Origin of the sequence: Blautia sp. SF-50 (assembly GCF_900101315.1) — a bacterium.
GTDB lineage: Bacteria > Bacillota > Clostridia > Lachnospirales > Lachnospiraceae > Blautia_A > Blautia_A fusiformis.
This window is the reverse complement of sequence record NZ_FMUW01000035.1, coordinates 1-26,064: the sequence shown is the minus strand read 5'-3', so window position 1 is coordinate 26,064 and position 26,064 is coordinate 1. Positions and strand designations below refer to the sequence as shown.

The window sequence follows — 26,064 nt, the reverse complement described above, 5'->3', positions numbered from 1 at the left end:
ACAGAGTATTGTGCTCTGCGAAAGAGCAGAAATACCGGCATGGACATGTAATGAGCAGTGCCTGTTTTTGACTGCCATAGCATACAAGAAGGAGGTTTGAAGTATGATACATAATCATTCATCTGGAAAACACCGTCTGTGGAGGAAGGTCCTCTCAGTCTGTATTGCGTTTGCAATGATCTGCAGTGTTTCCATCTCAGCGTTTGCGGTAGAGGCCAGCAGTGAAACAGCCAATGAAAATATTGAAACAGTACAGTCCGGATCCGCAGAGGAAGCAGAAGAGCTGACAGCCACAGAAGCGGAAAATGATCAGTCGGTGGATGAATTACAACCGGAAGAACCTGCGGTGACAACCGGAGATGAAAATACAGAGGAACCGACAGATGTTATCGAAGCTCCATCTGAGGATCCGGAGCAGCCGGAAGAGCCATCCGTAGAGCCTGGCGAAGAGCCAATCCAGCCAGCAGATCCGACCGTGACCGAACAGCCGGAGGAGCCGACCGTGACCGAACAGCCCGAAGAACCAGCTGCGACACCGGCGGGAGATGCAGATGCATCGGTAGATGAGGTGCAGGATGTGGAGCTGGAAGCGCAGGCGGATGCACAGACAGTACAGGATATAGAGCAGAAGCAAGATCCGGTAGCGGTGCAGGAACGAAGGGGTAGTTATAACAACTATACCGGAATAGCAGCTATCTATTATCTGGCTACACCAGATGGCATTCCGGAAAGTAATGATACCCAATATTGGGCACCAGAATCAGACAAGAGCAAATTATTTGGAAAAATTAATACTAAGGGGGCAAAATGGGAAAAGGTTGATAACAAGGATAAAAATATTAGGGAAAATGTGAGCAATCATGTTAGTACATGGCCAGATGAAACTGCAGGATCTTCATGGATTGTAAAAAGAAGCGATTCAAGTGGAAATGTGGATGGAAAAACATATTTTAATTATATTTTGGATTCTATTTGGAAAGATTATAAAGGTAATCTGGAAAAGAAATTGGGAATAACAGGTTTAAAAAAAGAAGATGTGACAGAAATTACATTAAAACCATTCAAAATTTCAAGAGATAACAGCACAACATCAGTGCAGAAGTATCATATTGACTGTACGATTGATATTGTATGTAAAAAAACTTTTACTGCAAAATTCTGGATTAAAAGTCCGGAGGCGTCAGGATATGATCTGTCCGATGCAAAAGATTATATAAGAGGAAGAAATGTTGAAACAACAGAAAAAGCTACAATAGGCAGTAAAAAAGTTATCAATGGAATAACATATGTTCTGGATGGTTGGTATCCGGAAAATGATGGCGGAGGAGCATGTGGAGATCAGAAAATTACAACCTGGCCATATCGTCCAACTGATACAGAGTTAGCAGATGGTACCGTAAATTTTTATGCTCACTATATACCGCTTTATACAACTGTAAATATTAAAAAAATTGTAACCGGAAATATGGGGGATAAGAGCAAAGCGTTCCACTTCAAAGTTTTTGTAGTAAATGGAAATATTAGTCTTCCATTTAACATCGATGAGACACAGTGTAGTGGTTCAGCGGAAATCACATTGTCGGATAACCAGACAAAAATGCTGACAAAGGTTCCAGTTGGAGCAACGGTGACAATTACAGAGGATGATTATAGCAACAGTAGATATGAAACTTCTTATACAATAAACAATTCTGTTTCTGCTAAAGGCAACATTGCGACAATATCCAGTATTCAGCAATTGAATGAGGATGAAAATACCGCACATGAAGTTACCTTTACCAACAACAAAGACGCAATCCCGGACACTGGGTTGGATTTCAATACAACACCATACATTCTGGCATTAGGTATCGTAGCTGCCGGAGCAGGTGTGCTGTTATTCGGGCGCAGGAAGCGTTGGAGTTGAAGGCGGTTGTGATGAAGAAGAAACGGTCAGGAAAAAAAGGAAGCCGCAATGCTGGAGCAGAGCGGTTTCCGCAGACAGAGGCGTTAAATCATGAGCACGAAAAGCTGAAGGAGTGGTTCCGGACGGTCAGGTTTCGGAAAGTGCTGTTTGGCGGAGTGGATGAAATTCATCTCTGGAAAAAGCTGGAAGAGCTGAATCAGATTTATGAAACATCCTTAAGTGCAGAACGTGCACGGTACGATGCACTGATCGCTGACCATCAGAAAAGCTGTGATGCCATGATTCGCAAATATAAGGAACTTGCTGAAAGAGGGACTACCGGACAGGATACAAATGTCTGATCTGTTCACAGGATATAGTTCCAGAGAAGAGGTGCGGAGGTGATGCGTGCTGAAAAAGATCAAACCTGTTCTCAGACAATCCGGAAAAGAAGATATTCTACAGAAATAAAGGAAGGCTACATCCGTCTTTTCTGGCGGATTGTGTTGATCGTGGCCGTTGGCTGGCTGCTGTTTACACAGGTTTTTCTTATAGGCCAGGCACCGGATAATGAAATGTTCCCGGCAGTGGAGGCCGGAGATCTTCTCATTGGTTATCGGCTGGAACAGAATCTTGAAAAAGAAGATGTTGTCGTGTATGAAGTCGACGGCAAAACTTACGTAGGGCGTATCCTGGGATGCGAAACCGACGTGATCACAATGGATGACACAGGAACGCTTCTCGTAAACGGAACAGCCCAGACAGGAGAAATTGCATTTCCTACATATGCAAAGGAAGGGATCACATATCCCTATACAGTTCCGGAAGGCAGTGTATTTATTCTGGGAGATTACCGAACCCATGCAAAAGACAGCCGTGAATTCGGTTCCATCTCCACGGAGGATGTAAAAGCAAAAGTGATCACTATACTTCGAAGAAGGGAACTGTAAAAAAAGTAACTGTTCTCCCATTTTCAGGGGAACATCACAGTCAAAATGTATAAGCTGCTTTTTATGAGCTTATAAATAAATTTATATTTCTAGGAGGATTTTCTTATGAAAAAGACAAAGAAACTGTTAGCATGTTTGATCGCAGCAGCCACCATGCTTACCATGGGAAGTACGGTGTTTGCGGCAGATGCAGGCACTACGTACACTGACCAGTCAACGGTTACTATTAAGAAAGCTTACAAGCTTACAAATGAGGGAACAACTTCTCCAGCAGAGACTTTCACATTAGTTCAGGTTGGAGATGGAACAGTAAGAGATAGTGAGGCAACTTCAGCTCCGGCACTTGGAACAATCACAGGTGCTACATTTGCTGAGCAAGCAGCGACTGTTAATGGAACACCTGGAGAGATTACAGTTGCACTGCCTACTTATGAACATGTTGGTATTTATGAGTACACATTAAAAGAAAAAGAAGATAATCAGACAGCAGGTGTTACTTATTACGGAAACGACATTAAACTCGTTGTAACTGTTATTCAGGGAGAGAATGGAAAACTTCGTGTAGCAGCAGTTCATACAGAAGCTGAAGGAGAAAAATCTGATACATTTACAAATACCTACTCCGCAGGTAAATTAAACATTTCCAAAACAGTTAAAGGTAATCTTGGTGATCAGTCTAAATACTTCGAGTTCAAAGTAACCTTAACAGGTGAAAAAGGAAAAACATATGCTAGTTCTTATGCTGTATCCGGTGGTAGCAATACAGCAAATCCTACATCCATTGAAATTGGTAAAGAAACAACATTCTTATTGAAACATGGCGAGACAATCAGCATTGCTAACCTTCCATATGGAGTATCCTATACTGTTACCGAGACAGCAGCAGATGGCTACACAACAACAAAGAGCGGTGACACAGGTAGTGTAAACGCAGATAATCAGACAGCAGCATTCGAAAACAGTAGAAACGGTGAAGTTGACACTGGCATCAACCTCACAACCCTCCCATACATCCTCGTATTCGCAGGTGTGATCGTAATCGCAGGTGCAGCATTCATCACCAGAAGACGTAAATACGAAGACTAATGATCATCCAGGCAGCAGAGAGGAGGCAGTATGAACGCATCTAAGTTTTTTCTGAAAGCAGCCAACTCTCTGGTTACTGCCATTGTAGCATTGTTTCTGATCCTGGCGGCGGCGTATTCCGGGTATGCACTCTGGGATAACGCACAGGTCTATGGCGCTGTGGACGACATCCAGTCCCAGCTCTTAAAACTGAAACCCGACCCGGAACAGAAAGACGGAGGCACTTCTTTTGAAGAGCTCCGCAAAATCAATCCGGATGTCTGTGGATGGATCACACTGGACCACACAAAGATCGACTATCCGATCCTTCAGGGAGAAGATAACCTGACTTACATCAACACCGATGTATACGGTGATTTTGCTTTGTCAGGAAGTATCTTTCTGGATTCCGGCTGTGACAGGAATTTTCGGGGGAAATATTCTCTCCTGTATGGTCATCACATGGCAGAGCATAAGATGTTCGGAGATCTGGATCTTTACAGAAAAAAGAAATTTTTCAACAAAAGCACCACAGGTACGTTGATTCTGCCTGACCGTTCCTACAAGCTGGAAATTTTTGCATGTATGCAGGTTTCCGCATCTGAGGAGTCTATTTTTGCAACGGGAAAATGGCAGGCGGACACCAGCGGACTTGTGGATTTTGTCAGAAAAAACGCGGAACATGTCCATCAGCAGACAATGGATAACATTGGAAAGTCCGAAGATTTTTCCCAGATACTGGCAATGTCAACCTGCTCTTCGGAATTTACAGATGCAAGAACAGTTCTTCTGGCGGTAATGAAACCTTATTCGCCGGAGACGTAAGGAGGGGATGAAGACGAATATACGAAAATTTCCGGCAGTGCTCCTGCTTGCGGTTCTGTGCCTGACAGTTTTTCCGATTTCAGCTATGGCAGCTGGAGTTGCGGAAGTAAAGATTCCTGTCAGCGTGGAATTGTCAGGTGAGAAGCCATCTCCGGACGAAACTTATACGATCATTCTTCAGGGTGAGGACGAAGCACCCATGCCGGAAGAAAATACGATCACGATCACAGGTGCGGGGAAAGCAGAATTTCCTGCAGTGGAATATGCTGTTCCTGGCGTATACACTTACAGCGTTTCCCAGCAGCCTGGAAAGCTGGAAAACGGACATTATGACAATACCGTTTATTATGTGAAAGTAACAGTAACGAACGGAGAGTCCGGTGATCTGGAAGCAGTTGTGGCTGCACATACCGATGCACAGATGAACAGCGAGAAACAGGATATCGGCTTTGTGAATTCCTACGATCCTGTGGATACGCCGACACCTGTACCGGAAAATACACCGACACCACTTCCGGAAAAAACTCCGACTGCAGTGCCGACCAGAACTCCGGCAGCGACCATAACGAACACGCCGATAAAACCTGACAGCAATCCGCCTGCTTCCGGAACTTCTTCCTATACGGGAACTTCTTCCTATACAGGAAATACTGGTTCCAGTCATGTAAAAGCTATGCCAAAAACAGGAGATAACACAAACATTGCAAAATGGATCGCAGTGATCTGCGTTTCCGGATGCGTGGTATTACTGGCAGCAGTATTTGTCAGAAGAAAAAAGAAAACGGATAAATAACAGGATCCGGACAGCGGTGCGGCAGGAAAAATTTCTACCGCATCGCTTTTTTTGACGAAATGTGAGGGACAGAGGATGGCAAACGGACTTAAACTGGAAGGTCAGAGATTTGGTCATCTGACGGTACTGAAAAAACTGGATGAGCGGGAAAACAGGTATGTTGTATGGCTGTGCAGATGTGATTGTGGAAATGAGATAAAAGTAAATACCAGACATCTGATGCGTGGGACTGTAAAGGACTGTGGATGTATTCCGGAAAACAGTGCCAAGAGAGGACCGGTGGCAGAAGACCTTACAGGCCGGCGTTTCGGGAAACTTGTGGCAGTAAAAAAACTGGAAAGTAAAAACGGCAGGACCAGGTGGGAATGCCGCTGTGACTGCGGGAATATGCATATTTCCACTGCACACAGCCTGAAAGCCGGAAAATGTACCAGCTGCGGTTGCGGCCATTATGTCAGAGGTCGCGGGATCACCGACATCAGCGGACAGCGTTTCGGGCGGCTGACTGCTCTCTATCATACAGATAAAAGGAGCAAAAAGGGCTCTGTGTTCTGGCATTGTCGGTGTGACTGCGGAAATGAAGTGGATGTGACAGAGGATGGCCTTCTTCATGGTAATTACAGAAGCTGTGGCTGTCTGAGACAGGAGATATGGAAGGAGCTTCCCGGGCAGCTGCATATGGTAGATGGAACCTGTGTGGAGATGCTGGAAAAAAGAAAGCACCGCAGTGATAATACCAGCGGATTCCGTGGCGTCTATCAGCTGCGGAATGGAAAATACCGTGCTACCATCGGATTCAAGGGGAAACGATTTTATATCGGAACTTTTGTGGATTATCAGGATGCGGTCCAGGCCCGCCAGGAAGCGGAATCTACCATCCACGAAGGCTTTGTCCGCGCCTGGTACAGCTGGAACCGGCAGGCAGAAAAAGATCCCGGCTGGGCCAGAAATAATCCCCTGGTATACGAGATCCAACGGATCAACGGAGAGTTTCAGGTGACAACGAATATGAAAGAAAAAGAACTGCTGAAGTAAACTGAATATTCTCACATAAGCTGTCGCGTTAATGTGCTACAGCTTATTTTTTTGAAAAATACCGATAAAAATGTGGACAAAACCGAAAATAATGGTTAATATATACACATGCCTAAAAATCAAAAAATGAAAATTATACGAAATATATAATATAAACCCGGAATGGATAAAAAATATATAGACATATTTACAAATCGACATCGCGGATATCAATACCGGAAAAAGTGGTGAAATAACGGGAGGAAGAGAATATGCTGAAATTTTTTAAAGGAAAAGATAAAGGAAATTTAATCTATGCACCCTGCAAGGGTAGAGTGGTTCCCCTGGCGGAGGTTCCGGACCCTGTCTTTGCGGATAAGGTACTGGGTGACGGTTTTGCCGTGATCCCGGCAGACGGCAGGATATATGCTCCGGCAGACGGTGAGGTGGCAATGGTATTTGATACGCTTCATGCAGTTACGCTGACAAGCACTCAGGGCGCGGAAATACTGATACATATCGGACTGGATACAGTCACACTTAAGGGCGAACCTTTTAAAGCGCACGTTGCAGCAGGTGACAAGGTTAAAAAGGGTGATCTTCTGATAGAGGCTGATCTGGACAAAATTGAGAAAGCCGGTTTAAACACGATTATCCCGGTTCTGATCTGCAACACAGATGATTACGGAAAGATAAGCCTCCAGAAGGAGGGGGATGTTTCGGCGGATGAAGCCGTCCTCAAGCTTTCATGATCATCTTCATGCAGCTGACAGGCTTATAGCAGCCCGGAGATAGTAGCAATTTTCGGGGTGTTATAACCGGAGTGATCCGGTCAAATATATTTATTTTAAGGGAGGGGAAATATATGAAATTTCTTCAAAAACTGGGAAAAGCGTTAATGCTTCCGGTGGCAGTACTGCCAATCTGTGGTATCCTCATGGGTATCGGATACTGGTTATGTCCGGCAACTATGCAGGGTGGAGACATTCATGGCGCAGCCAATCTGATCGGTCTGTTTCTGGTTAAGGCAGGCGGAGCTCTGATCGACAACATGGCAATCCTTTTTGCTATCGGTGTTGGTGTCGGTATGTCAGAAAAGAATGACGGAACCGGCGGAATTGCTGCACTTGCATCCTGGCTGATGCTCACAACACTTCTTTCTACAGGATTTGTTACAACCATCATGCCATCAATCGCTGACAATGCAACAAAGACTCTTGCATTTGACAAAATTGCGAATCCTTTTATCGGAATCCTTGCCGGTATCATCGGATCTACATGCTATAACAAATTCAAGAGCACCAAGCTTCCTGACTGGCTGTCATTCTTCAGCGGCAAGCGCTGCGTAGCGATCATCGCAGGAGTGGTTTCCATTATCGTATCTGCTGTATTACTGTTTGTGTGGCCATTACTTTTCAGTGCACTTGTAGCATTAGGAAAAGCAGTTGCAGGTATGGATGTTGTTGGTGCAGGTATCTATGCATTCCTGAACCGTCTGCTGATCCCTACCGGATTACATCACGCACTGAACAATGTATTCTGGTTTGACACCATCGGACTTGGTGATCTTCAGCACTTCTGGGCAGGTGAAACCTCTGCAGATGTATCCTGGAGCCTTGGAATGTACATGTCCGGATTCTTCCCATGTATGATGTTTGGTATTCCTGGTGCAGCACTTGCAATGGTAAGATGTGCGAAACCTGCAAAGAAAAAAATCGCGATCGGTCTTGTTGCATCTGCAGCGATCTGTGCATTTATCTGTGGTGTAACTGAGCCGTTCGAGTTTGGATTTATGTTCCTTGCTCCTGGCCTCTATGTGATCTATGCATTACTTTACGGTATCTTTACCATGATCACAGTTGCTCTTGGATTCCGTGCAGGCTTCAGCTTCTCCGCCGGTGCGATGGATTTACTTTTCTCATCCTCACTTCCGGCAGCACAGAAGACATGGCTCATCCTTCCTCTTGGAATTGCAGCATTTATCGTATTCTATGTTGTATTCCTTTTTGCCATCAAGAAATTTGATCTGAAGACTCCGGGAAGAGAAGACGATGACGATCTTGAGGCAGAGAAGAATATCGAGCTTGCAAATGATGACTATACTGCTATTGCCGCAAAGATCCTGGAAGGCTGTGGCGGAAAAGAGAACATCACAAGCATCGATAACTGCATCACAAGACTGAGACTTGAGGTTAAGGATATTACAGCTGTAAATGATAAGGTGATCAAATCTGCAGGTGTTGCGGGCGTGATCAAACCTGGAAAAACTTCTGTACAGGTTATTATCGGAACCAAGGTTCAGTTTGTTGCAGATGCATTTTCTGCGCTTTGTAAATAATGGCTTTTTTGGAGTTAGGTATTTGTTAAAATAATTATGGGGGCAGCAGAACTGTGAAAACGGTTCTGCTGCTTTTTTTTGTATACCTTATATTGACCGATACTTTCAAAAAGCGTACAATGTTACTTCGATAAAAAGCAACCGGTCAGTGCGTTTACAATTGCAATATTTCTACAGGGGGAATGAAGTTAATGAAATCCTGCATATTTCACAAAAAATATCTTTTAGCCGGCATATATATTATTTTTGTTCTGTTTACCTGCTGTAATTCCCGATTTTATCATACACCGCTGGCAAAAATATGTTCCGTAACAGAAAAACAGACTCTGAGCAGAGAAGGAACCAGGGGCTCAAAAGAATATTACTATACTCAGAATATTACGGCACGGATATTAAACGGTTCGCATAAAGGGGAAAAAATAACGGTCTCTAATGAATATACATCTTCTCAGGTTCAGACCAAGAAATATCATAAAGGAGACACCGTTCTTTTAAGCGGTTCAAAGGAAAGCCCCGGAAAAACGATACGTTCTGTAAAAAGGGATGGGTATTTGGCATTACTGGCAGGAGGATTATTTTTTCTTCTGATCTGCATTACAGGAAAGCAGGGATTTTACACGATCATATCACTGATACTGAATACAGTCATATTTGCGTATGGATTTCAGGCTTTTACAGAAGGGAAAAATATTTTAAATATCTGTAATGTCATCGCAGTTCTTTTTTCACTGACTACATTGATCTGCTTAAATGGAATTCATAGAAAAACATTTTCCTCAGTTCTTTCAACACTGTGTGTTCTGTTTCTGATCATGGCATTGTTTGAATTTTCTATTTATATGTACGGAGATCTGGATTATTCCAATCTGGAATACCTTGGAAGTACAGGCAATTCAGCAGATATATTCTGGGCAGATATTATGCTGACAGGACTTGGTGCAATTATGGATGTGACGGTGACGATCAGCGCAGCAATAGGAGAGATCGTGCGGAAAAATCCATCGGTTTCTCTGAGAAGACTGATACATTCCGGTCGTGAAATCGGATATGATATTATGGGAACCATGATAAATGTACTGCTGTTTGTTCTGGCAAGCGGTATGATTCCCATGTTCATACTTAAGATGAATAATGATATAAGTTTTATAACGATCGTGAGATACCACATTCCATATGATATCTGTCGTTTTCTGATAGAAAGTATTGGAATTGTACTGGCAATACCGGTATCTGTTTTTATTGCTTCAGTGATTATGAAAATACCATCACGGAAAAGGGGTGTCAGAGAATGATCATTTTTCTTGCATTGATTTTAATTTTTCTGGTGATCTTGATTGGCGGAGAGCGTGGAGCCATGTCAATTATGACACTGGCGGGGAATATTGTAATTTTGTTTTTTTCAATTATGCTGATGTCTGCCGGTTTTCCTGTACTGCTCCTGATATTGGTGGCAGGTGCAGGTGTCTGTTATATTTCTCTGTTTTATCAGAACGGAAATAATCCAAAGACGCGGGCGGCTTTTCTGGCTACACTGCTGGTAATGTTACTTTTGTTTATTCCGATTTATATTATTACATGGAGATCAGGAAGTTACGGGTTAAATGAGATCCAGATTTCAGAAGATGATTTTATGTATTATTACAGTACGGATCTTCATATTAACATGCTTCATGTAGGAATATTTGTAACTGTTTTCAGTACTCTTGGGGCTGTTATCGATACAGCATTATCTGTAACATCTTCTGTATATGAAGTCTGGACTCATAAAAACAGTCTGACAGCGAAAGAGCTTACAGCTTCCGGCTATCAGGTTGGGAAAGAAATTATCGGTACAACGGTAAATACGTTGCTGTTTGCTTATCTTGGAGGAACTATTTTATTATTTTCATACATTCAGACACAGCAATATAGCCTGGAGATCATTCTTAATTCCCAGTTCCTATTCCAGGATGTTGCAGTCATGCTATCTGGTGCGGTAGCCTGCCTTATTACCGTCCCGGTATCGATCAGATGTATTATTCGACAGATCTCATGAAGCATATCTCCACTGCACTGAATACGGAATCCATGGTCCCGATACAGATGTTCTTTCCTGTATTCAGCAGACGTGGGCTCTCTTTTATGAAAGCAGTTATTATATTTATGTATTTATGGGAGTGCTTTTACAGGCAGTTCCATTTCTGATCCTGGGAGTCCTTCTATCTTCGGCGCTTCAGACATATGTATCGGAAAAATGGATCGTAAAATTACGGAAAATGTGAAGAAAGTGTGAAATTAGCACTCGCCTCTTGACAGTGCTAATAATGCGTGTTATAGTACATACAGAACAAAGGAAGAGAGAAAAAAGAAATCTTCCGGAGAAAGTTCTTACAGAATTTGCAGATGTTTTCAGAAACAGTAAATTAAAAACGCCTGCGCAGCACGCAGCGAATATAGATCAGGAGGAATGAGTTATGTTAATGCCAAGTATTTTCGGAGAAGATTTATTTGATGATTTTATGGGATATCCGACAGGCCGTCAGGCAGCTGCCAATGCTTATCCTCAGGTGAAGGATATGATGAAGACAGATATCCGTGATGTAGATGGCAATTATGAACTGGAGATCGATCTTCCGGGATTTAAGAAAGAGGATGTGAAGATCCAGCTGAAGAATGGTTATCTGAACATTCAGGCAACCAGAGAAGAGAAGAAAGACGAGAAGGATGATAAAGGTAAATATGTTCGCAGAGAACGTTATACAGGAACCTGCAACAGAAGCTTTTATGTAGGCTCGAGCATTAAGCATGAAGATATCCATGCGAAATATGAGAACGGAATCCTTCATGTAACCTTCCCGAAGGAAGAGACCAAGAAAGAAGCAGAAGAGAAGAAATTTGTTTCTATTGATTGATCAGCATTTATTGTGAAGCCCCGGTACTGGATTGCAAGCTCCGGGTGATGGGATATAGCATAATAACAATATCCGGAACAACCCAAACGGATATTGCAAATATTAAAGCTCCAAATTGCACATCGCATTTGTTTATATAAATGAATATAACCCCCTTTTTTCAACCCCTCTGCCAATGCCTGGCAGAGGGGTTCTTTACGTTTCAGCCTGAAGTACAGAGGTGAATTTTGATTATTGTTTACTGGTAATATTCCGCGAAGCGTGTTGCTGAGAACGGAGTGAACAGTAACGAATTCTGATTAACTTTACACTCTTTCCTCACTCTGTTATACTTGGAACAGGTAAACAGCGGAAATTCGGCAATACTATAAAATTGGGGAAAGAGTTTTTACAGAGGTGAATATATGGGAGATAAGATCAAGGTTATCATGGACTGTGATCCCGGAATCGATGACGGGATCGCACTGGCATATGCGGCAGCACATCAGGATGAACTGGAGCTGCTTGCAGTGACGACATCTGCAGGAAGTACCAGGATAGAAAGAGTGACCAAAAATGCACTGGAGCTGGTGGATTTTTACGGACTGAAGGTTCCGGTGGCAGGAGGCCAGGACCGTCCTCTTGTGAAAGCGGCAATTTATGCGGAAGAATTCCACGGAGAGACAGGGCTTGGCCATTGCGTACTGCCGGAAGCAAAATCAGAGGCTGCTTCTGATAATGCAGTGCTTTTTATCCGTGACATTCTGAATGCCATGCCGGAGGGCGAGCAGGTAGTAATGATCGAAACTGCACCAATGACTAATCTTGCACTTCTGTTGAAGGTTTTTCCTGAAATAAAGAATAAGATCAGAAAAATTGTTTTTACAGGCGGCGCAGCAAAAGGCGGAAACATCACACCGGCAGCGGAATTCAACATCTACGCAGATCCGGAGGCGGCAAAGATCGTATTCGATTCCGGAATCCCACTGATCATGTGTGGACTGGATGCTACCCTGAAATGTAATCTCACCAGAAACCAGATCATGAAGCTGTGCCAGTCCGGTGATCCGGCAGCCAGAGCCTGTGGAGATATGGCTGGCTACGTACTTGAAAATTTTTCCAAATATCGCTGCGTGGCAAGTATCCATGCTGCTGTACCGTTTATGTATCTCATCCATCCGGAGTTCTTTAAAACAGAAAAAGTATTCCTGGATGTGGATTGTTCAGACGGTGCCGGACGGGGTGCCACATTATGCGATTTCCGCTGGTGGCTACACGAAGAAGACGAAATGAAAGATATGATTCTGACAGATGCAGATACAGAAAGCTTCCAGCAGGAGCTGTTTGAAGCGATTTATTCTGTGTCCGAATGAAAAAATATGAAATAGCCGGACAACGATCCGGAAACAGCTGCATTTATGAAGCAGCTGAGCAGTCAGATAAGAGGACAGAAAACCCATGAACTATATTGTATTTGACCTGGAATGGAACCAGAATCCGGATGGAAGAAGACATCCGGACAGTCGGCTCCCGTTTGAGATCATAGAGATCGGGGCAGTAAAATTAAATGAAAAAAGAGAGATCGTTGATACCTTTCAGTGCCTAATCAAGCCCAAAGTGTACCACTGGATCCACGACAGTATCCACGAAGTGATCCACGTGGATTATCATGAACTGGAAAAAGGCATCCCTTTTCCAAGGGCAATCCGCAGATTTCTGGAATGGTGCGGGGAGGAGTATCGCTTTTTTACCTGGGGAGACCAGGATGTGATGGAACTTCAGCGCAATATGAAATACTATAATCTTTTGAAGCTGATGCCAGGGCCGGTGCATTACTACGATGTGCAGAAACTTTTCAGCATAAAATTCGAGGATGGAATATCCAGGCGTTCCCTGGAATATGCTACAGACTACCTGCAGCTTCCCAAAAACCGGGATTTTCACCGGGCACTGGCAGACGCCAGCTATACTGCCAGGATACTCCTGGAGATCGATGAAGCCTGCATGATCCGCCATCCGTCCCTGGATGTATATCAGAATCCAAAATCCAGAGACAGCGAGATCTATATTTCCTATACAGACCATGACAAGTTTGTGTCCAGGGAATTTGTATCAAAGGAGCGTCTGATGAAGGACCGTACCATGGTAAGTACCATGTGTCCCATTTGCAGATGCCCTGCCAAGAGGAAGATCCGCTGGTTCAGTACCAACAATTCCAAGGTATATTACAGCCTTGCCCTTTGCCATGAGCATGGACCTGTTGCCGGAAAGATCCGGATCCGAAAAACCGATGAGGGAAAATATTTCGGGGTGAAGACCCTGAGAGCAGAAGATACAGAAGCGGCGGATGAGATCCGTGAAAAGCACGAATCTCTCCGCCGCAGGAAAATGTTACGAAGCCAGGAGAAGATCTGATACGATGTTTCGTTCGTATTGCATTCCCCATCCGACCATTTGTTTCTTATAATAATATTTGCTTTTCAGACGCAGTGGGCCGACAGCATTCTGAAGAACGGCCTGGCGTTTGTTAAGCTGTGATTTTTTGATACCTTTTGGAAGGGTCACATAAACCTTTGTCTGATAATAAAACGGATAGGTGTTTCCGTTATTCTTAAGGATATATTTGTCACAAGGGAGTACCTTAAACGGGACTGGCTCCATGGACACCTTCATATCCACCTTTTCAAAATTTTCAAAACCATAATTAAAAAGAGAAGCAGTATCGCTGTAAGCATTTGCCGCGGAAGTAGAATTCAGGATCACGGCTACCAGCGTTATATTTCCTCGTTTGCAGTAGGTGACAAGTGTGTTGCCGGATGCATCCGTGTAGCCTGTTTTTCCGCCACGGACGCCTTCATAATAATATTCGCCGTTTTTCATCATCTTGTGATGATTGAGCAGCTGGCGGGCTTCCGCAAATTTATTGGTAGGCGGGATCTCGTAATAACGTTTGGTGCAGTATCGCCGGAAAAGAGGATTCAGCCAGGCGGATTTGGCGATTTTTGCCATGTCGGAGGCTGTGGTGTAATGATTCTCATCCGGAAGACCGTTGGGATTGTTAAAGTGTGTGTTCTTGCAGCCAAAAAGCTTGGCGCGCCAGTTCATGAGTTCTGCGAATTTCTTTACAGAGCCGGAAACTTCTTCCGCAACGGCGACAGACATTTCATTAGCGGACTGGAGCATGACAGCCATCAGGGCCTGATCCCTGGTGAATTTTTCACCGGGAGCAGCATAAATACTGGAATCTCCGGCAGTTACACTGGTGGAGGCTTTTTCAGATACGGTAATGTTTGTCTTAGTATTCAGATTTTCGCAGGCAAGCAGTGTAGTCAGGATCTTCGTGATGCTGGCAGGGTAGAGCTGTGTGTCCGCATTTTTGGAATAAAGAACGGCTTCTGTATTTACGTCCATAAGGACTGCAGCCTGTGCTTCGATGCCGGGACCTTTGGGCCACCCGTCAATGGAATCGGTGTCGGCAGCCTGTGAATAATAGCTGGAGTGAGCAGGCGTGACTGCTGCTGCCTGACCATCAGGAACCGGTGTGGCAGTGACGATAGGATCACCATATTCATCGTATCCATAGGCAGCCGCCGCGCAGGGAGCTGCGCCTGTGAGCAGGATCCCTATGCCGAGAATGCCTGCAAAGATCCGACGCAAGGATCGTTTTTTCATATTTTTCATAACAAGATACCTTTCAGTGATAAATCCGGGCGAGAAGGTTATTATTCATTTGAGAATCAGTAACCGAAAAAATCTTGCCCGTTTTGTGATGAGGTGCAGTATTTCATTAATTATAGCATTGTATTAATGAAACGCTGTATTTTGGCCCTCAAGATTCTGTAGTAGTATACCACTTTCCTCCCGGAAAAACCACTTGCAGTCTGTGAAAATTCCATTAAGAAGAAGTGAACATACATATAATAAGAAAAAATCCATGAAAACACTTGACATATGGATTTTCCCCAACCTATAATAGACAGCGTATATAGAAAAAGCTGTGATGGAGACAGTAGGCCATATGGAAAGCTTGTAGCGAACTGGGGATGGTGGGAGCCCGGGACGAGTAAATATGGCGGAATATCACTCCTGAGCTTCAGTTCCGAAGTTGTCCGGCAGCAGCCGGAAGAATATCTGATATACAGATGATCATTAAGTAAGAACTGACGGATTTCCTCCGTTACAGGGAACATATATCGGCAGATACAAAGAATTGTCCGCCATGAACAGACATGGAACAATAGCCCGCGCCATAACACAGAGCATAAGAACACAGCAGAAGACGCAGGGATCCGGACACAGGCCCGTATAATGTAACAGGTGGTACAGCGAATCAGACTTCGTCCTTTTACAGGATGGGGTCTTTTTTTATAAGTGCCCGAAGCATTGGCACGAACAGGTATCTGTGAAGAAACAATCCGCTGTGGCCTTACAGATGAGGCAGCAGCCAGTAATCAGACACAGGAGGTAAATATTGTGTATCGTAAAGTTGACACGAATCTGAATTTTGTTGACCGTGAAAAAGAAGTCGAGAAATTCTGGAAAGACAACAAGATTTTCGAAAAGAGTATGGACAGCCGTAAAGAGGGCGAGACATACACATTCTATGACGGACCGCCTACCGCAAATGGTAAGCCACATATCGGACACGTTCTGACACGAGTTATCAAGGATATGATCCCGAGATACCGTACAATGAAGGGGTACATGGTTCCGAGAAAAGCAGGATGGGATACTCACGGACTTCCGGTTGAGCTTGAGGTTGAGAAGAAGCTTGGCCTTGACGGCAAGGAGCAGATCGAGGAGTACGGAATGGAGCCGTTCATTCAGCAGTGTAAGGAGAGCGTATGGAAATACAAGGGAATGTGGGAGGATTTCTCATCTACCGTTGGTTTCTGGGCTGACATGGAGCATCCGTATGTAACATACGACAACAATTTCATCGAGTCCGAGTGGTGGGCGTTGAAAGAGATCTGGGAAAAAGGTCTTCTTTATAAAGGCTTTAAGATCGTTCCTTATTGCCCACGCTGCGGAACTCCGCTTTCCGCACAGGAGGTTTCTCAGGGCTACAAGACTGTTAAAGAGCGCTCTGCGATCGTACGTTTCAAGGTTGTTGGTGAGGACGCATACTTCCTGGCATGGACAACAACACCGTGGACACTTCCGTCCAACGTTGCACTTTGTGTAAACCCGGATGAGATCTACTGTAAGGTAAAAGCAGCAGACGGCTATACCTACTACATGGCAGAAGCACTTCTGGACAAGGTTCTCGGCAAGCTTGCAAAGGATGATGAGCCTGCATATGAGATCCTTGAGAAATATAAAGGAACAGACCTTGAGCGCAGAGAATATGAGCCGCTTTTTGCATGTGCAGGAGAGGCAGCAGCAAAACAGCGCAAAAAAGCTCATTTCGTAACCTGTGACAACTACGTTACCATGAGTGATGGTACCGGTATCGTTCATATCGCACCTGCATTTGGTGAGGATGACAGCCGTGTCGGACGTGAGTATGACCTTCCGTTCGTACAGTTCGTAGACGGACAGGGTAACATGACCAAAGAGACACCATACGCAGGTGTATTCGTAAAGAAAGCGGACCCGATGGTCCTCACAGACCTTGACAAAGAGGGCAAGCTTTTTGACGCACCGAAATTCGAGCATGATTATCCGCACTGCTGGAGATGTGACACACCGCTTATCTACTATGCACGTGAGTCCTGGTTCATCAAGATGACTGCAGTAAAGGATGATCTGATCCGTAACAACAATACTATCAACTGGATTCCGGAGAGCATCGGTAAAGGACGTTTCGGTGACTGGCTTGAGAATGTTCAGGACTGGGGTATTTCCAGAAACCGTTACTGGGGAACACCACTGAACATCTGGCAGTGTGAGTGCGGACATATGGAATCCGTAGGAAGCCGCCAGGATCTCTATGAGAAGAGTGGTGACGAGCGTGCGAAGACCATCGAGCTTCACCGTCCATACATTGATGATATCACCATGAAGTGTCCGGATTGCGGCAAGACCATGCACCGTGTACCGGAGGTAATCGACTGTTGGTTCGATTCCGGAGCAATGCCTTTTGCACAGCATCATTATCCATTTGAGAATAAAGACCTGTTCGAGCAGCAGTTCCCGGCAGACTTCATCTCCGAGGCTGTTGACCAGACAAGAGGATGGTTCTACTCCCTTCTTGCTGAGTCCACACTGCTTTTCAACAAGGCTCCGTATAAGAATGTAATCGTTCTGGGACATGTACAGGATGAGAACGGACAGAAGATGAGTAAGTCCAAGGGAAATGCAGTAGATCCGTTTGATGCACTGAACAAATACGGCGCAGATGCGATCCGCTGGTATTTCTACATCAACAGTGCTCCATGGCTTCCGAACCGTTTCCATGGCAAGGCAGTTGTAGAGGGACAGAGAAAGTTCATGAGCACTCTGTGGAACACCTACGCATTCTTCGTACTGTATGCGAACATTGACAATTTTGATGCGACTAAATATACTTTAAATTACGATAAGCTTCCGGTTATGGATAAATGGCTGCTCAGCAAGCTGAATACCATGGTGAAGACTGTCGATGCGGATCTTGGTTCCTACAAGATTCCGGAGGCTGCAAGAGCACTTCAGGAATTTGTTGACGATATGAGTAACTGGTATGTAAGAAGAAGCCGTGAGCGTTTCTGGGCAAAGGGCATGGAGCAGGATAAGATCAATGCTTACATGACACTTTACACAGCACTGGTAACTGTTGCCAAGGCTGCAGCTCCGATGATCCCGTTCATGACTGAGGATATCTACCAGAACCTTGTAAGAAGCATTGATGCAGACGCTCCGGAGAGTATCCATCTCTGCGATTACCCGGAGGTAAACGAGGCATGGATCGACAAGGATCTTGAGGCAAACATGGAAGAGCTTCTTGAGATCGTTGTTCTCGGACGTGCATGCAGAAATACCGCAAACATCAAGAACCGTCAGCCGATCGGAACCATGTATGTAAAGGCTGAGAAAGCTATGGATAAATTCTACACAGATATCATCGCAGATGAGCTTAACGTAAAAGAAGTGAAATTCGCAGATGATGTAGAGTCCTTCATTTCCTACAGCTTCAAGCCGCAGCTTCGTACAGTAGGACCGAAATACGGCAAGCTTCTGAACGGCATCCGTACCGCACTCTCCGAGATCGACGGAACCGCAGCAATGAAAGAGCTGAGAGATAATGGTGTTCTCGTTCTTGACATTGACGGAAACAGCGTCGAGCTTGCAGAGGAAGACTTATTGATCGAAACAGCCCAGAGCGAGGGCTATGTGACAGAGACAGACGGTGAGACATCCGTTGTCCTTGATACAAACCTTACACCCGAACTGATCCAGGAGGGCTTTGTCCGCGAGATCATCAGCAAGGTTCAGACTATGCGTAAAGAGGCTGGTTTCGAAGTCATGGACAAGATCATTGTCTATGCAAAAGATAACGATAAGATCATGGATATCATGAAAGCAAACCAGGATGAGATCAAACGTGAAGTACTGGCAGAAAACATTATTCTGGGAGAAGCAGAGGGTTATACCAAGGAGTGGAACATCAATAAAGAGGCTGTAACACTGGGAGTATCCAAAGTACAGGAGGAAAACTAATGATTGACAAGCAGTTTGAGAAAGAGGAATTCAAAAAAAGTGTAAAAGAAAACGTAAAATTCCTTTATCGAAAAACACTGGAAGAGGCTACACAGGAGCAGATCTTTCAGGCTGTAAGCTACACTGTGAAGGATGTGATCATTGACAACTGGCTCAAGAGCCAGAAGGCGTATGAAAAACAGGACCCGAAGATCGTATATTATATGTCCATGGAGTTCCTTATGGGCCGTGCCCTTGGAAACAACCTGATCAACCTTGGTGCATACGGCGAGGTTAAGGAGGCTCTTGAGGAGCTTGGACTTGACATTAACTGCATCGAAGACCAGGAGCCGGATCCGGCTCTTGGAAACGGTGGACTTGGAAGACTGGCAGCATGCTTCCTGGATTCTCTTGCAACTCTGAACTACTGTGCATACGGATGCGGAATCCGTTACCGTTATGGTATGTTCAAGCAGGAGATCCGTGACGGTTATCAGGTAGAGGCACCGGATAACTGGCTGAAGAACGGCTATCCTTTCGAGCTCCGTCGTCCGGAGTATGCAAAAGAGGTTCATTTCGGCGGATATGTACGCGTTGAGTGGGATCCGGTGAAGAACGAGAATAAATTCATCCATGAAGGATATCAGGCAGTTAAGGCTGTTCCTTACGATATGCCGATCACAGGTTATAACAACGATGTTGTAAACACACTTCGTATCTGGGATGCAGAGCCGATCGTAGACTTCAACCTTGACTCTTTTGACAAGGGTGATTATCACAACGCAGTAGAGCAGGAGAACCTTGCACGTACTATCGTAGAGGTGCTTTATCCGAATGATAACCATATGGCAGGTAAAGAACTTCGTCTGAAACAGCAGTACTTCTTCGTATCTGCCAGCCTTCAGGCAGCGATTGCCAAATACAAAAAAACACACGACGACATTACCAAGCTTCATGAGAAGGTTGTATTCCAGATGAATGATACTCATCCGACAGTTGCAGTTGCAGAGTTGATGCGCATTCTTATCGATGAGGAAGGTCTTGGCTGGGATCAGGCATGGGATATCACAACAAAATGCTGTGCTTACACCAACCACACCATCATGTCCGAGGCACTTGAGAAATGGCCGATCGAGCTGTTCTCCAGACTGCTTCCGCGTGTATACCAGATCATCGAGGAGATCAACCGTCGTTTCATTCTTGAGATCCAGCAGAAATATCCTGGAAACTTCGAGAAGATCAAGAAGATGGCGATCATCTATGACGGACAGGTTAAGATGGCTCACCTTGCGATCGTTGCAGGCTACTCTGTAAACGGTGTTGCACGCCTTCATACCGAGATCCTCAAGAATCAGGAGCTGAAGGATTTCTATGAGATGATGCCTGAGAAGTTCAACAACAAAACAAACGGTATCACACAGAGACGTTTCCTTGCTCATGGAAACCCGCTTCTGGCTGATTGGGTAACAGACAAGATCGGACCGGACTGGATCACAGATCTTTCCCAACTTTCCAAGCTTAAGGTTTACGCAGACGATGAGAAGGCTCTTCAGGAGTTCATGACCATCAAGTTCAAGAACAAAGAGCGTCTTGCAAAATATATCCTGGAGCACAATGGTGTTGAGGTTGACCCGCACTCTATCTTCGATATCCAGGTTAAGAGACTTCATGAGTACAAACGTCAGCTTCTTAACATCCTGCATGTGATCTATCTGTACAACCAGATCAAGGCACATCCGGAGATGGATTTCTATCCAAGAACATTTATCTTTGGTGCAAAAGCTTCCGCAGCTTACGCACGTGCAAAGAAGATCATCAAGCTGATCAACTGTGTGGCAGATGTTGTAAACAATGATGCTTCCATCAACGGTAAGCTGAAGGTTGTATTCATCGAGAACTACCGTGTATCCAACGCTGAGATCATTTTTGCGGCAGCAGATGTTTCCGAGCAGATCTCCACAGCAAGTAAAGAGGCTTCCGGTACAGGTAACATGAAATTCATGCTGAACGGTGCTCCGACACTTGGAACCATGGATGGTGCTAACGTTGAGATCGTACAGGAGGTTGGCGAGGAGAATGCATTTATCTTTGGTATGAGCTCCGACCAGATCATCAACTATGAGAACAACGGCGGTTACGATCCGGACTTCATCTACAACACAGATCCGGAGATCCGTCAGGTACTGATGCAGCTGATCAACGGAACCTTCTCCAGCGATACAGAGATGTTCCGTGACATCTACAATTCACTTCTCGACAAACGCAACATGCCGAGACCTGACCAGTACTTCATCCTTGGCGACTTCCGTTCCTATGCAGAGGCACAGAAGCGTGTTGAGGAAGCATATAAGGATGAGAAACGCTGGGCTAAGATGGCACTTCTTAATACAGCATGCAGCGGTAAGTTCACATCCGACAGAACTATCCAGGAGTATGTAGATGATATCTGGCATTTGGATAAGGTTGTTGTGAAAGAGAACTAAGATATAGAAAGTAATCTGCAAAGTATTACCATAAAATAAATTTCCACACAAAAACAGGGCGCGTCAGAAGTGGCGACGGCCCTGTTTTTTGTGTGGAAATTATGCCGGATTGATGACGATCCGGTTCCGCCTGGCCAGTGCAATGGCGATATGGCAGCCTTCCGCGATGGCGCAGGCTTTATCGGCAAAGCTGATGATCCAGGCTTCCCTGTTGCGTGGAAGAGGTCCCAGAGGGAACATATGTGAGAGTATCGCATCCAGCTCTCTGTCTGTGACATCAAAGTGTGCGGCACTGTTGTCTGCGGCAGCCTTCGGGTGATAAAACGCCTGATGCTCACCGGTCGGTGTCTTCGCCCTGAAGTCATAGGGACAGAAATCGTGGAGAAGCCCTGCCCTTGCGGCGGCTTTCTCGTCACATCCCAGCTTCCTGGCAATGAACCAGGAGAGGTAAGAAACATTGATACTGTGCATGAGCCGTGTGGTCCACTGGTGGTGGGTGTACAGGCTCAGCTTCAGGAACTCTCTGTTACAGAGGATGTTCTTCACAAGCGCATGATATTCCTGTGAGACCTCATCCGACACCGTGATATCCATCGGCAATCACCTTCTTTCTTTTGTTTATAATTTCATTATGACGATTATGGAGAAAAATGCAATATGGTTTATAGTTTTTTTAGAAATTAGCTTGGACAAATTTATTTGGGATGGGAAATGTCAGCGCGTAGAAGTAAGGAGAATGTTTTTTGGGGGTCTGTTCTTTGGGAAATTATGGTATAGTAAAGTGAAAACGCTATAACGGTTTTATGGACAGCTATAAGATAGGCTGAAAATAGTTGATTTAGATGGTTGACATAATAAAAAGAAGAGGAGCGTAATATATATGAAACCAGAAAAACTGATCGAAGTACTTTCCGTTGCAGAGCGGTTAAAGGATGCAGTGCGTCATAGTTATACTTCCGGTGGCAGGCGGGAGAGCGTTGCAGAGCATTCCTGGAGGATCACGCTGATGGCATACTTTGTCAGTGATGAGTTTCCTGAGGCAGATCTTCTGAAAATTATGAAAATGTGCCTCATCCATGATCTGGGAGAAGCTTTTACCGGAGATATCCCGGCCTTTGAAAAAACGGATAAGGATTCGGAGAAAGAAGCCGATGTGCTGGGAGAATGGGTGAAGACTCTGCCGGCGCCGTTCGATAAAGATATGGCGGAACTATATCAGGAGATGGAAGCGCAGCAGACTCTGGAGGCCAGGATCTATAAAGCTCTGGACAAGCTGGAAGCCCTGATCCAGCACAATGAATCTGATATTAAAACCTGGATTCCGCTGGAGTATGATCTGCAGATGACTTACGGAAATGAACAGGTGAAATTCTCGGAATATCTGAAAGAGCTTCGCGCAAAGGTTCAGGAAGATAGTGTACAGAAAATTCAGAAAAAAGGTTGTTGAATATGAATAACTCTTGTATACTAATATGTATGGAATAAGTCCAAAATGCTTATAAAAGGGGGAAAAAGTAATGAAAAAAGCAGTAAAGAGTATGAAAAGAATCAAAAAACTGTCAGTTATGCTATTGTGCTGTTTACTGTTAAGCGTGATTGCCATGCCAGTTTCAGCCAGTGCCACAAAGCTGAACAAAAAGAGTATTTCCCTTAATGTTGGAAAAACTTACACTTTGAAAGCAAGTGGAACAAAGGAGAAAATTACTTGGACAAGCAGCAAAAAGAGTGTAGCAACAGTATCTTCAAAAGGTGTTGTAAAAGCTAAGAAGAAAGGAACAGCGGTCATCACCGCAAAATATGGAAAGAAAAAACTTACTTGCAAAGTGACAGTTAAGCAGCCAGTAAAAAGCATAAAGCTGAATAAAACATCAGCTACACTTAAAAAGGGGAAATCTCTTACTTTAAAAGCAACAATTTCTCCAAGCAGTGCTAACAATAAAACGGTAACTTGGAGTTCAAGCAATAAAAAAGTAGCAACAGTATCTTCAAAAGGTGTTGTGAAAGCTGTTGGAAATGGAACTGCCACAATTACAGTGAAAGTGAAAGATGGAAGTGGGAAGAAAGCAACTTGTAAAATTACGGTAGGAACAACAAATACACCATCTAATAACACTCCAATTCATACAGCTATTATTGGAGTAAAGCTGAATTTAGGTATGATAAATGTTGTCTATGGAAATCATGAATTACATACCAAAATTGATCTGACAGGAGACGGAAATGCAGATCAGCTTGATATCCAAGCCACAGGAACTGGATGGTCTGATAATAAATTTAATGGCACGTTATCAATATCTGTAAATGGGAAAAATGCACAGAAGTTTGCATTATCGAGTGATAATGTTTGCATATCCTATATAGCATTAAAAAATAATATTCAGATAATACGAGTTCAAAGTGGTTATTCATATTCCGAAGACGATTTCTTTATTCAATATAATAAGGCAACTAATAAATTTCAAACAGTATTAAATGAAAAATTGGGTGGTTTTTCACATGCTTACACCATACTTGATGATATAGCATTTAATGGAAATAATACGATTAAAATAAAATACTTAATTCAACCATATCTTACAGGCGCAGTTAATGTGGAATATACTTATGTATATTCAAATGGTGTATTTAAAAGAGCGTCTGATACAGCCGCTGCAACTTCTTTATATTACAAAGACAAGAGTAAATTAACCTCAGAGTATTATCAGGATGGTTACCAAAATTATTTTTATGATAACAAATTTGTAGCAATGAAAAATCTTGTTTTTTATAGTTCTCCAAGTGGGAAAAATAACTTTACTCTAAAAAAAGGTGCTGTTGCTACTTTAGAGGGATTTTGTTCAAAAGACAATAATAACTATATGATTTTCAAATACAATGGACAGAGAGGATATATCAAGTTAGATGACAATCAGAAAGATTCTTTTTACGGAGTTTCCAAAAGGATGGTAGGTTAAAAAATTCAAGATTGCAAACTATGGAGGGAGCTTTTCGGCTCCCTTTTATAATAGCTGTGCGTGTCCCTCAAGGGACTAGGAATTTTTTCTATTTTGAAAGTAGCGTTACTTCCTCTGCCTTGAACAGAATAGAGAATATGTCTGCGGTCAAGTTTGCGTTTGATGGCTTGTTTCTCTTGTTCTTTATGTACTTAGTATATCATGCAGCAAAATAATACTTGTAACCCCAAACATTTTTCTTCTATTCTATCATTTCAAGAGAGCGGAAAACAAGTTTTATCTTTTTTCCTTAAAGGTTTATCGGACTATACAAATATTCTCTGATAAAGGTTTTAGGAAAAATGTAGATATTCCAAGAGCAAAGAAAAAAGAGTAGATTTCCACTCTCATTCAATCTTTATATTCTCAATCCCATGTCGCAAGATAATATTTATCAATTCATTTCGTGAATAATTGCTTTCCGCTGCAAGCTGGTCTAAAGATGCTAAAATATCCTCTTTTATTCTAACTGTGATAACTCTGCTGCCATCTTCACCACGCTTTTTTATTATTAAAGGTTCGTTTTTCATATCGTATCACTCCTCAATCTGTATTTGATTATAGAGTGCCTAATGACTGTTTTATATATTATGAATTAGTATCTATTTGTAATACAATAGATTGTAAAAAAATGGGCATTATGTTACTATTAAAGAAAAAGATTCAGGAGAATAGAGAGGAAAATGAGTATGAAGAGATTCAAAAAAGCATCAATAATATTTTTGATGTTCATGTTGCTAAGTGTGATTGCAATGCCAGTTTCAGCAAGTGCGGCAAAGCTGAACAAAAAGAGTATTTCCCTCAATGTTGGCAAAACTTACACACTGAAAGCAACAGGAACCAAGGGAAAAATCACTTGGACAAGCAGTAAGAAGAGTGTAGCAACAGTATCTTCAAAAGGTGTTGTAAAGGCTAAGAAGAAAGGAACAGCGGTCATCGCTGCAAAATATGGAAAGAAAAAACTTACTTGCAAAGTGACAGTTAAACAGCCAGTAAAAAGCATAAAGCTGAATAAAACATCAGCTACACTTAAAAAGGGAAAATCTCTTACTTTAAAAGCAACAATTTCTCCAAGCAGTGCTAACAATAAAGCAGTAACTTGGACAAGCAGCAATAAAAAAGTAGCCACAGTATCTTCAAAAGGTGTTGTGAAAGCAGTTGGAAACGGAACTGCTACAATTACTGTAAAAGCAAAAGACGGAAGTGGAAAAAAGGCAACATGTAAAATTAC

General features: G+C 43.5%; 22 protein-coding genes. 19 read left to right on the top strand and 3 right to left on the bottom strand.

Annotated features, from left to right (window positions below; translation table 11 throughout):
• Nucleotides 1-103: 103 nt before the first annotated feature.
• The 14 genes from BLP57_RS15145 to BLP57_RS15080 all read left to right on the top strand — a co-directional run bounded on the left by BLP57_RS15145 (nucleotide 104) and on the right by BLP57_RS15080 (nucleotide 14,155).
• Nucleotides 104-1,906, top strand: a complete 1,803-nt coding sequence (locus BLP57_RS15145) for a DUF7601 domain-containing protein (protein WP_092072952.1) — start codon at nucleotides 104-106, stop codon at nucleotides 1,904-1,906.
• A gap of 11 nt (nucleotides 1,907-1,917) precedes the next feature.
• The gene (locus BLP57_RS15140; RefSeq protein ID WP_139148860.1) at nucleotides 1,918-2,247 is read left to right on the top strand and encodes a hypothetical protein; all 330 of its coding nucleotides are present in this window, start codon (nucleotides 1,918-1,920) and stop codon (nucleotides 2,245-2,247) included.
• Between the two features lie 42 nt (nucleotides 2,248-2,289).
• Nucleotides 2,290-2,835, top strand: coding sequence for a signal peptidase I (gene lepB, locus BLP57_RS15135; protein WP_092072946.1), 546 nt, complete (start codon nucleotides 2,290-2,292; stop codon nucleotides 2,833-2,835).
• Between the two features lie 105 nt (nucleotides 2,836-2,940).
• Complete coding sequence (locus BLP57_RS15130) at nucleotides 2,941-3,921, top strand: DUF7601 domain-containing protein (RefSeq protein WP_092072943.1); 981 nt, start codon at nucleotides 2,941-2,943, stop codon at nucleotides 3,919-3,921.
• Between the two features lie 30 nt (nucleotides 3,922-3,951).
• Nucleotides 3,952-4,725, top strand: a complete 774-nt coding sequence (srtB, locus tag BLP57_RS15125; protein ID WP_092072940.1) for a class B sortase — start codon at nucleotides 3,952-3,954, stop codon at nucleotides 4,723-4,725.
• Between the two features lie 7 nt (nucleotides 4,726-4,732).
• Entirely contained in the window at nucleotides 4,733-5,518 is a 786-nt protein-coding gene (locus tag BLP57_RS15120; RefSeq protein ID WP_092072937.1) for a Spy0128 family protein, read from the top strand.
• A gap of 75 nt (nucleotides 5,519-5,593) precedes the next feature.
• Nucleotides 5,594-6,553 carry an aP2 domain gene (locus BLP57_RS17890; RefSeq protein ID WP_022426562.1) on the top strand — a complete coding sequence of 320 codons (960 nt, stop codon included), beginning with the start codon at nucleotides 5,594-5,596 and terminating at the stop codon, nucleotides 6,551-6,553.
• Between the two features lie 251 nt (nucleotides 6,554-6,804).
• A complete protein-coding gene (locus BLP57_RS15110; protein ID WP_015526406.1) occupies nucleotides 6,805-7,284 on the top strand; it encodes a PTS sugar transporter subunit IIA in 480 nt (159 codons plus the stop codon).
• Between the two features lie 113 nt (nucleotides 7,285-7,397).
• The gene (locus BLP57_RS15105; RefSeq protein WP_092072935.1) at nucleotides 7,398-8,870 is read left to right on the top strand and encodes a PTS transporter subunit EIIC; all 1,473 of its coding nucleotides are present in this window, start codon (nucleotides 7,398-7,400) and stop codon (nucleotides 8,868-8,870) included.
• Between the two features lie 191 nt (nucleotides 8,871-9,061).
• The gene (locus BLP57_RS15100; protein ID WP_092072932.1) at nucleotides 9,062-10,162 is read left to right on the top strand and encodes a YibE/F family protein; all 1,101 of its coding nucleotides are present in this window, start codon (nucleotides 9,062-9,064) and stop codon (nucleotides 10,160-10,162) included.
• Nucleotides 10,159-10,905, top strand: a complete 747-nt coding sequence (locus BLP57_RS15095; protein WP_092072929.1) for a YibE/F family protein — start codon at nucleotides 10,159-10,161, stop codon at nucleotides 10,903-10,905. The genes BLP57_RS15100 and BLP57_RS15095 overlap by 4 nt, the downstream gene beginning before the upstream one ends.
• 418 nt (nucleotides 10,906-11,323) lie before the next feature.
• The gene (locus BLP57_RS15090) at nucleotides 11,324-11,761 is read left to right on the top strand and encodes an Hsp20/alpha crystallin family protein (protein ID WP_015526401.1); all 438 of its coding nucleotides are present in this window, start codon (nucleotides 11,324-11,326) and stop codon (nucleotides 11,759-11,761) included.
• A gap of 404 nt (nucleotides 11,762-12,165) precedes the next feature.
• Nucleotides 12,166-13,113, top strand: coding sequence for a nucleoside hydrolase (locus BLP57_RS15085; RefSeq protein ID WP_092072926.1), 948 nt, complete (start codon nucleotides 12,166-12,168; stop codon nucleotides 13,111-13,113).
• A gap of 85 nt (nucleotides 13,114-13,198) precedes the next feature.
• A complete protein-coding gene (locus tag BLP57_RS15080) occupies nucleotides 13,199-14,155 on the top strand; it encodes a 3'-5' exonuclease (RefSeq protein WP_021650273.1) in 957 nt (318 codons plus the stop codon).
• On the opposite strand, the gene BLP57_RS15075 is transcribed toward BLP57_RS15080, so the two are convergent.
• A complete protein-coding gene (locus BLP57_RS15075) occupies nucleotides 14,132-15,412 on the bottom strand; it encodes a D-alanyl-D-alanine carboxypeptidase family protein (protein WP_242872646.1) in 1,281 nt (426 codons plus the stop codon). The genes BLP57_RS15080 and BLP57_RS15075 overlap by 24 nt on opposite strands.
• An 801-nt stretch (nucleotides 15,413-16,213) precedes the next feature.
• Between BLP57_RS15075 and ileS the strand changes: the two genes are divergently transcribed.
• Together ileS and BLP57_RS15065 are read left to right on the top strand one after the other, a co-directional pair.
• Nucleotides 16,214-19,378: an isoleucine--tRNA ligase gene (gene ileS / locus BLP57_RS15070; RefSeq protein WP_092072955.1), complete on the top strand. Its 3,165-nt coding sequence runs from the start codon at nucleotides 16,214-16,216 to the stop codon at nucleotides 19,376-19,378.
• Nucleotides 19,378-21,840, top strand: a complete 2,463-nt coding sequence (locus tag BLP57_RS15065) for a glycogen/starch/alpha-glucan phosphorylase (RefSeq protein WP_021650270.1) — start codon at nucleotides 19,378-19,380, stop codon at nucleotides 21,838-21,840. The genes ileS and BLP57_RS15065 overlap by 1 nt, the downstream gene beginning before the upstream one ends.
• A 99-nt stretch (nucleotides 21,841-21,939) precedes the next feature.
• Here BLP57_RS15065 and BLP57_RS15060 read toward each other — a convergent pair whose 3' ends face one another.
• Nucleotides 21,940-22,434, bottom strand: a complete 495-nt coding sequence (locus BLP57_RS15060; protein ID WP_015526396.1) for an HD domain-containing protein — start codon at nucleotides 22,432-22,434, stop codon at nucleotides 21,940-21,942.
• A 286-nt stretch (nucleotides 22,435-22,720) separates the two neighbouring features.
• Here BLP57_RS15060 and BLP57_RS15050 point away from each other — a divergent pair, with 286 nt between their 5' ends.
• Nucleotides 22,721-23,287 (top strand): HD domain-containing protein, encoded by a 567-nt coding sequence (locus BLP57_RS15050; RefSeq protein WP_092072917.1) that lies wholly within the window; start codon nucleotides 22,721-22,723, stop codon nucleotides 23,285-23,287.
• Between the two features lie 70 nt (nucleotides 23,288-23,357).
• Nucleotides 23,358-24,794, top strand: a complete 1,437-nt coding sequence (locus tag BLP57_RS15045) for an Ig-like domain-containing protein (protein ID WP_092072914.1) — start codon at nucleotides 23,358-23,360, stop codon at nucleotides 24,792-24,794.
• 386 nt (nucleotides 24,795-25,180) lie between these two features.
• On the opposite strand, the gene BLP57_RS15040 is transcribed toward BLP57_RS15045, so the two are convergent.
• Nucleotides 25,181-25,363 (bottom strand): ribbon-helix-helix protein, CopG family, encoded by a 183-nt coding sequence (locus tag BLP57_RS15040; protein WP_092072911.1) that lies wholly within the window; start codon nucleotides 25,361-25,363, stop codon nucleotides 25,181-25,183.
• A gap of 153 nt (nucleotides 25,364-25,516) precedes the next feature.
• Here BLP57_RS15040 and BLP57_RS15035 point away from each other — a divergent pair.
• A partial coding sequence (locus BLP57_RS15035) for an Ig-like domain-containing protein (RefSeq protein ID WP_092072908.1) occupies nucleotides 25,517-26,064 on the top strand: 548 nt, incomplete at its 3' end.

Coding starts and splice junctions, on each gene's coding strand:
- BLP57_RS15145 (WP_092072952.1), top strand. CDS start 104: ATGATACATAATCATTCATCTGGAAAACACCGTCTGTGGAGGAAGGTC.
- BLP57_RS15140 (WP_139148860.1), top strand. CDS start 1,918: ATGAAGAAGAAACGGTCAGGAAAAAAAGGAAGCCGCAATGCTGGAGCA.
- lepB (WP_092072946.1), top strand. CDS start 2,290: ATGCGTGCTGAAAAAGATCAAACCTGTTCTCAGACAATCCGGAAAAGA.
- BLP57_RS15130 (WP_092072943.1), top strand. CDS start 2,941: ATGAAAAAGACAAAGAAACTGTTAGCATGTTTGATCGCAGCAGCCACC.
- srtB (WP_092072940.1), top strand. CDS start 3,952: ATGAACGCATCTAAGTTTTTTCTGAAAGCAGCCAACTCTCTGGTTACT.
- BLP57_RS15120 (WP_092072937.1), top strand. CDS start 4,733: ATGAAGACGAATATACGAAAATTTCCGGCAGTGCTCCTGCTTGCGGTT.
- BLP57_RS17890 (WP_022426562.1), top strand. CDS start 5,594: ATGGCAAACGGACTTAAACTGGAAGGTCAGAGATTTGGTCATCTGACG.
- BLP57_RS15110 (WP_015526406.1), top strand. CDS start 6,805: ATGCTGAAATTTTTTAAAGGAAAAGATAAAGGAAATTTAATCTATGCA.
- BLP57_RS15105 (WP_092072935.1), top strand. CDS start 7,398: ATGAAATTTCTTCAAAAACTGGGAAAAGCGTTAATGCTTCCGGTGGCA.
- BLP57_RS15100 (WP_092072932.1), top strand. CDS start 9,062: ATGAAATCCTGCATATTTCACAAAAAATATCTTTTAGCCGGCATATAT.
- BLP57_RS15095 (WP_092072929.1), top strand. CDS start 10,159: ATGATCATTTTTCTTGCATTGATTTTAATTTTTCTGGTGATCTTGATT.
- BLP57_RS15090 (WP_015526401.1), top strand. CDS start 11,324: ATGTTAATGCCAAGTATTTTCGGAGAAGATTTATTTGATGATTTTATG.
- BLP57_RS15085 (WP_092072926.1), top strand. CDS start 12,166: ATGGGAGATAAGATCAAGGTTATCATGGACTGTGATCCCGGAATCGAT.
- BLP57_RS15080 (WP_021650273.1), top strand. CDS start 13,199: ATGAACTATATTGTATTTGACCTGGAATGGAACCAGAATCCGGATGGA.
- BLP57_RS15075 (WP_242872646.1), bottom strand. CDS start 15,412: ATGAAAAAACGATCCTTGCGTCGGATCTTTGCAGGCATTCTCGGCATA.
- BLP57_RS15065 (WP_021650270.1), top strand. CDS start 19,378: ATGATTGACAAGCAGTTTGAGAAAGAGGAATTCAAAAAAAGTGTAAAA.
- BLP57_RS15060 (WP_015526396.1), bottom strand. CDS start 22,434: ATGGATATCACGGTGTCGGATGAGGTCTCACAGGAATATCATGCGCTT.
- BLP57_RS15050 (WP_092072917.1), top strand. CDS start 22,721: ATGAAACCAGAAAAACTGATCGAAGTACTTTCCGTTGCAGAGCGGTTA.
- BLP57_RS15045 (WP_092072914.1), top strand. CDS start 23,358: ATGAAAAAAGCAGTAAAGAGTATGAAAAGAATCAAAAAACTGTCAGTT.
- BLP57_RS15040 (WP_092072911.1), bottom strand. CDS start 25,363: ATGAAAAACGAACCTTTAATAATAAAAAAGCGTGGTGAAGATGGCAGC.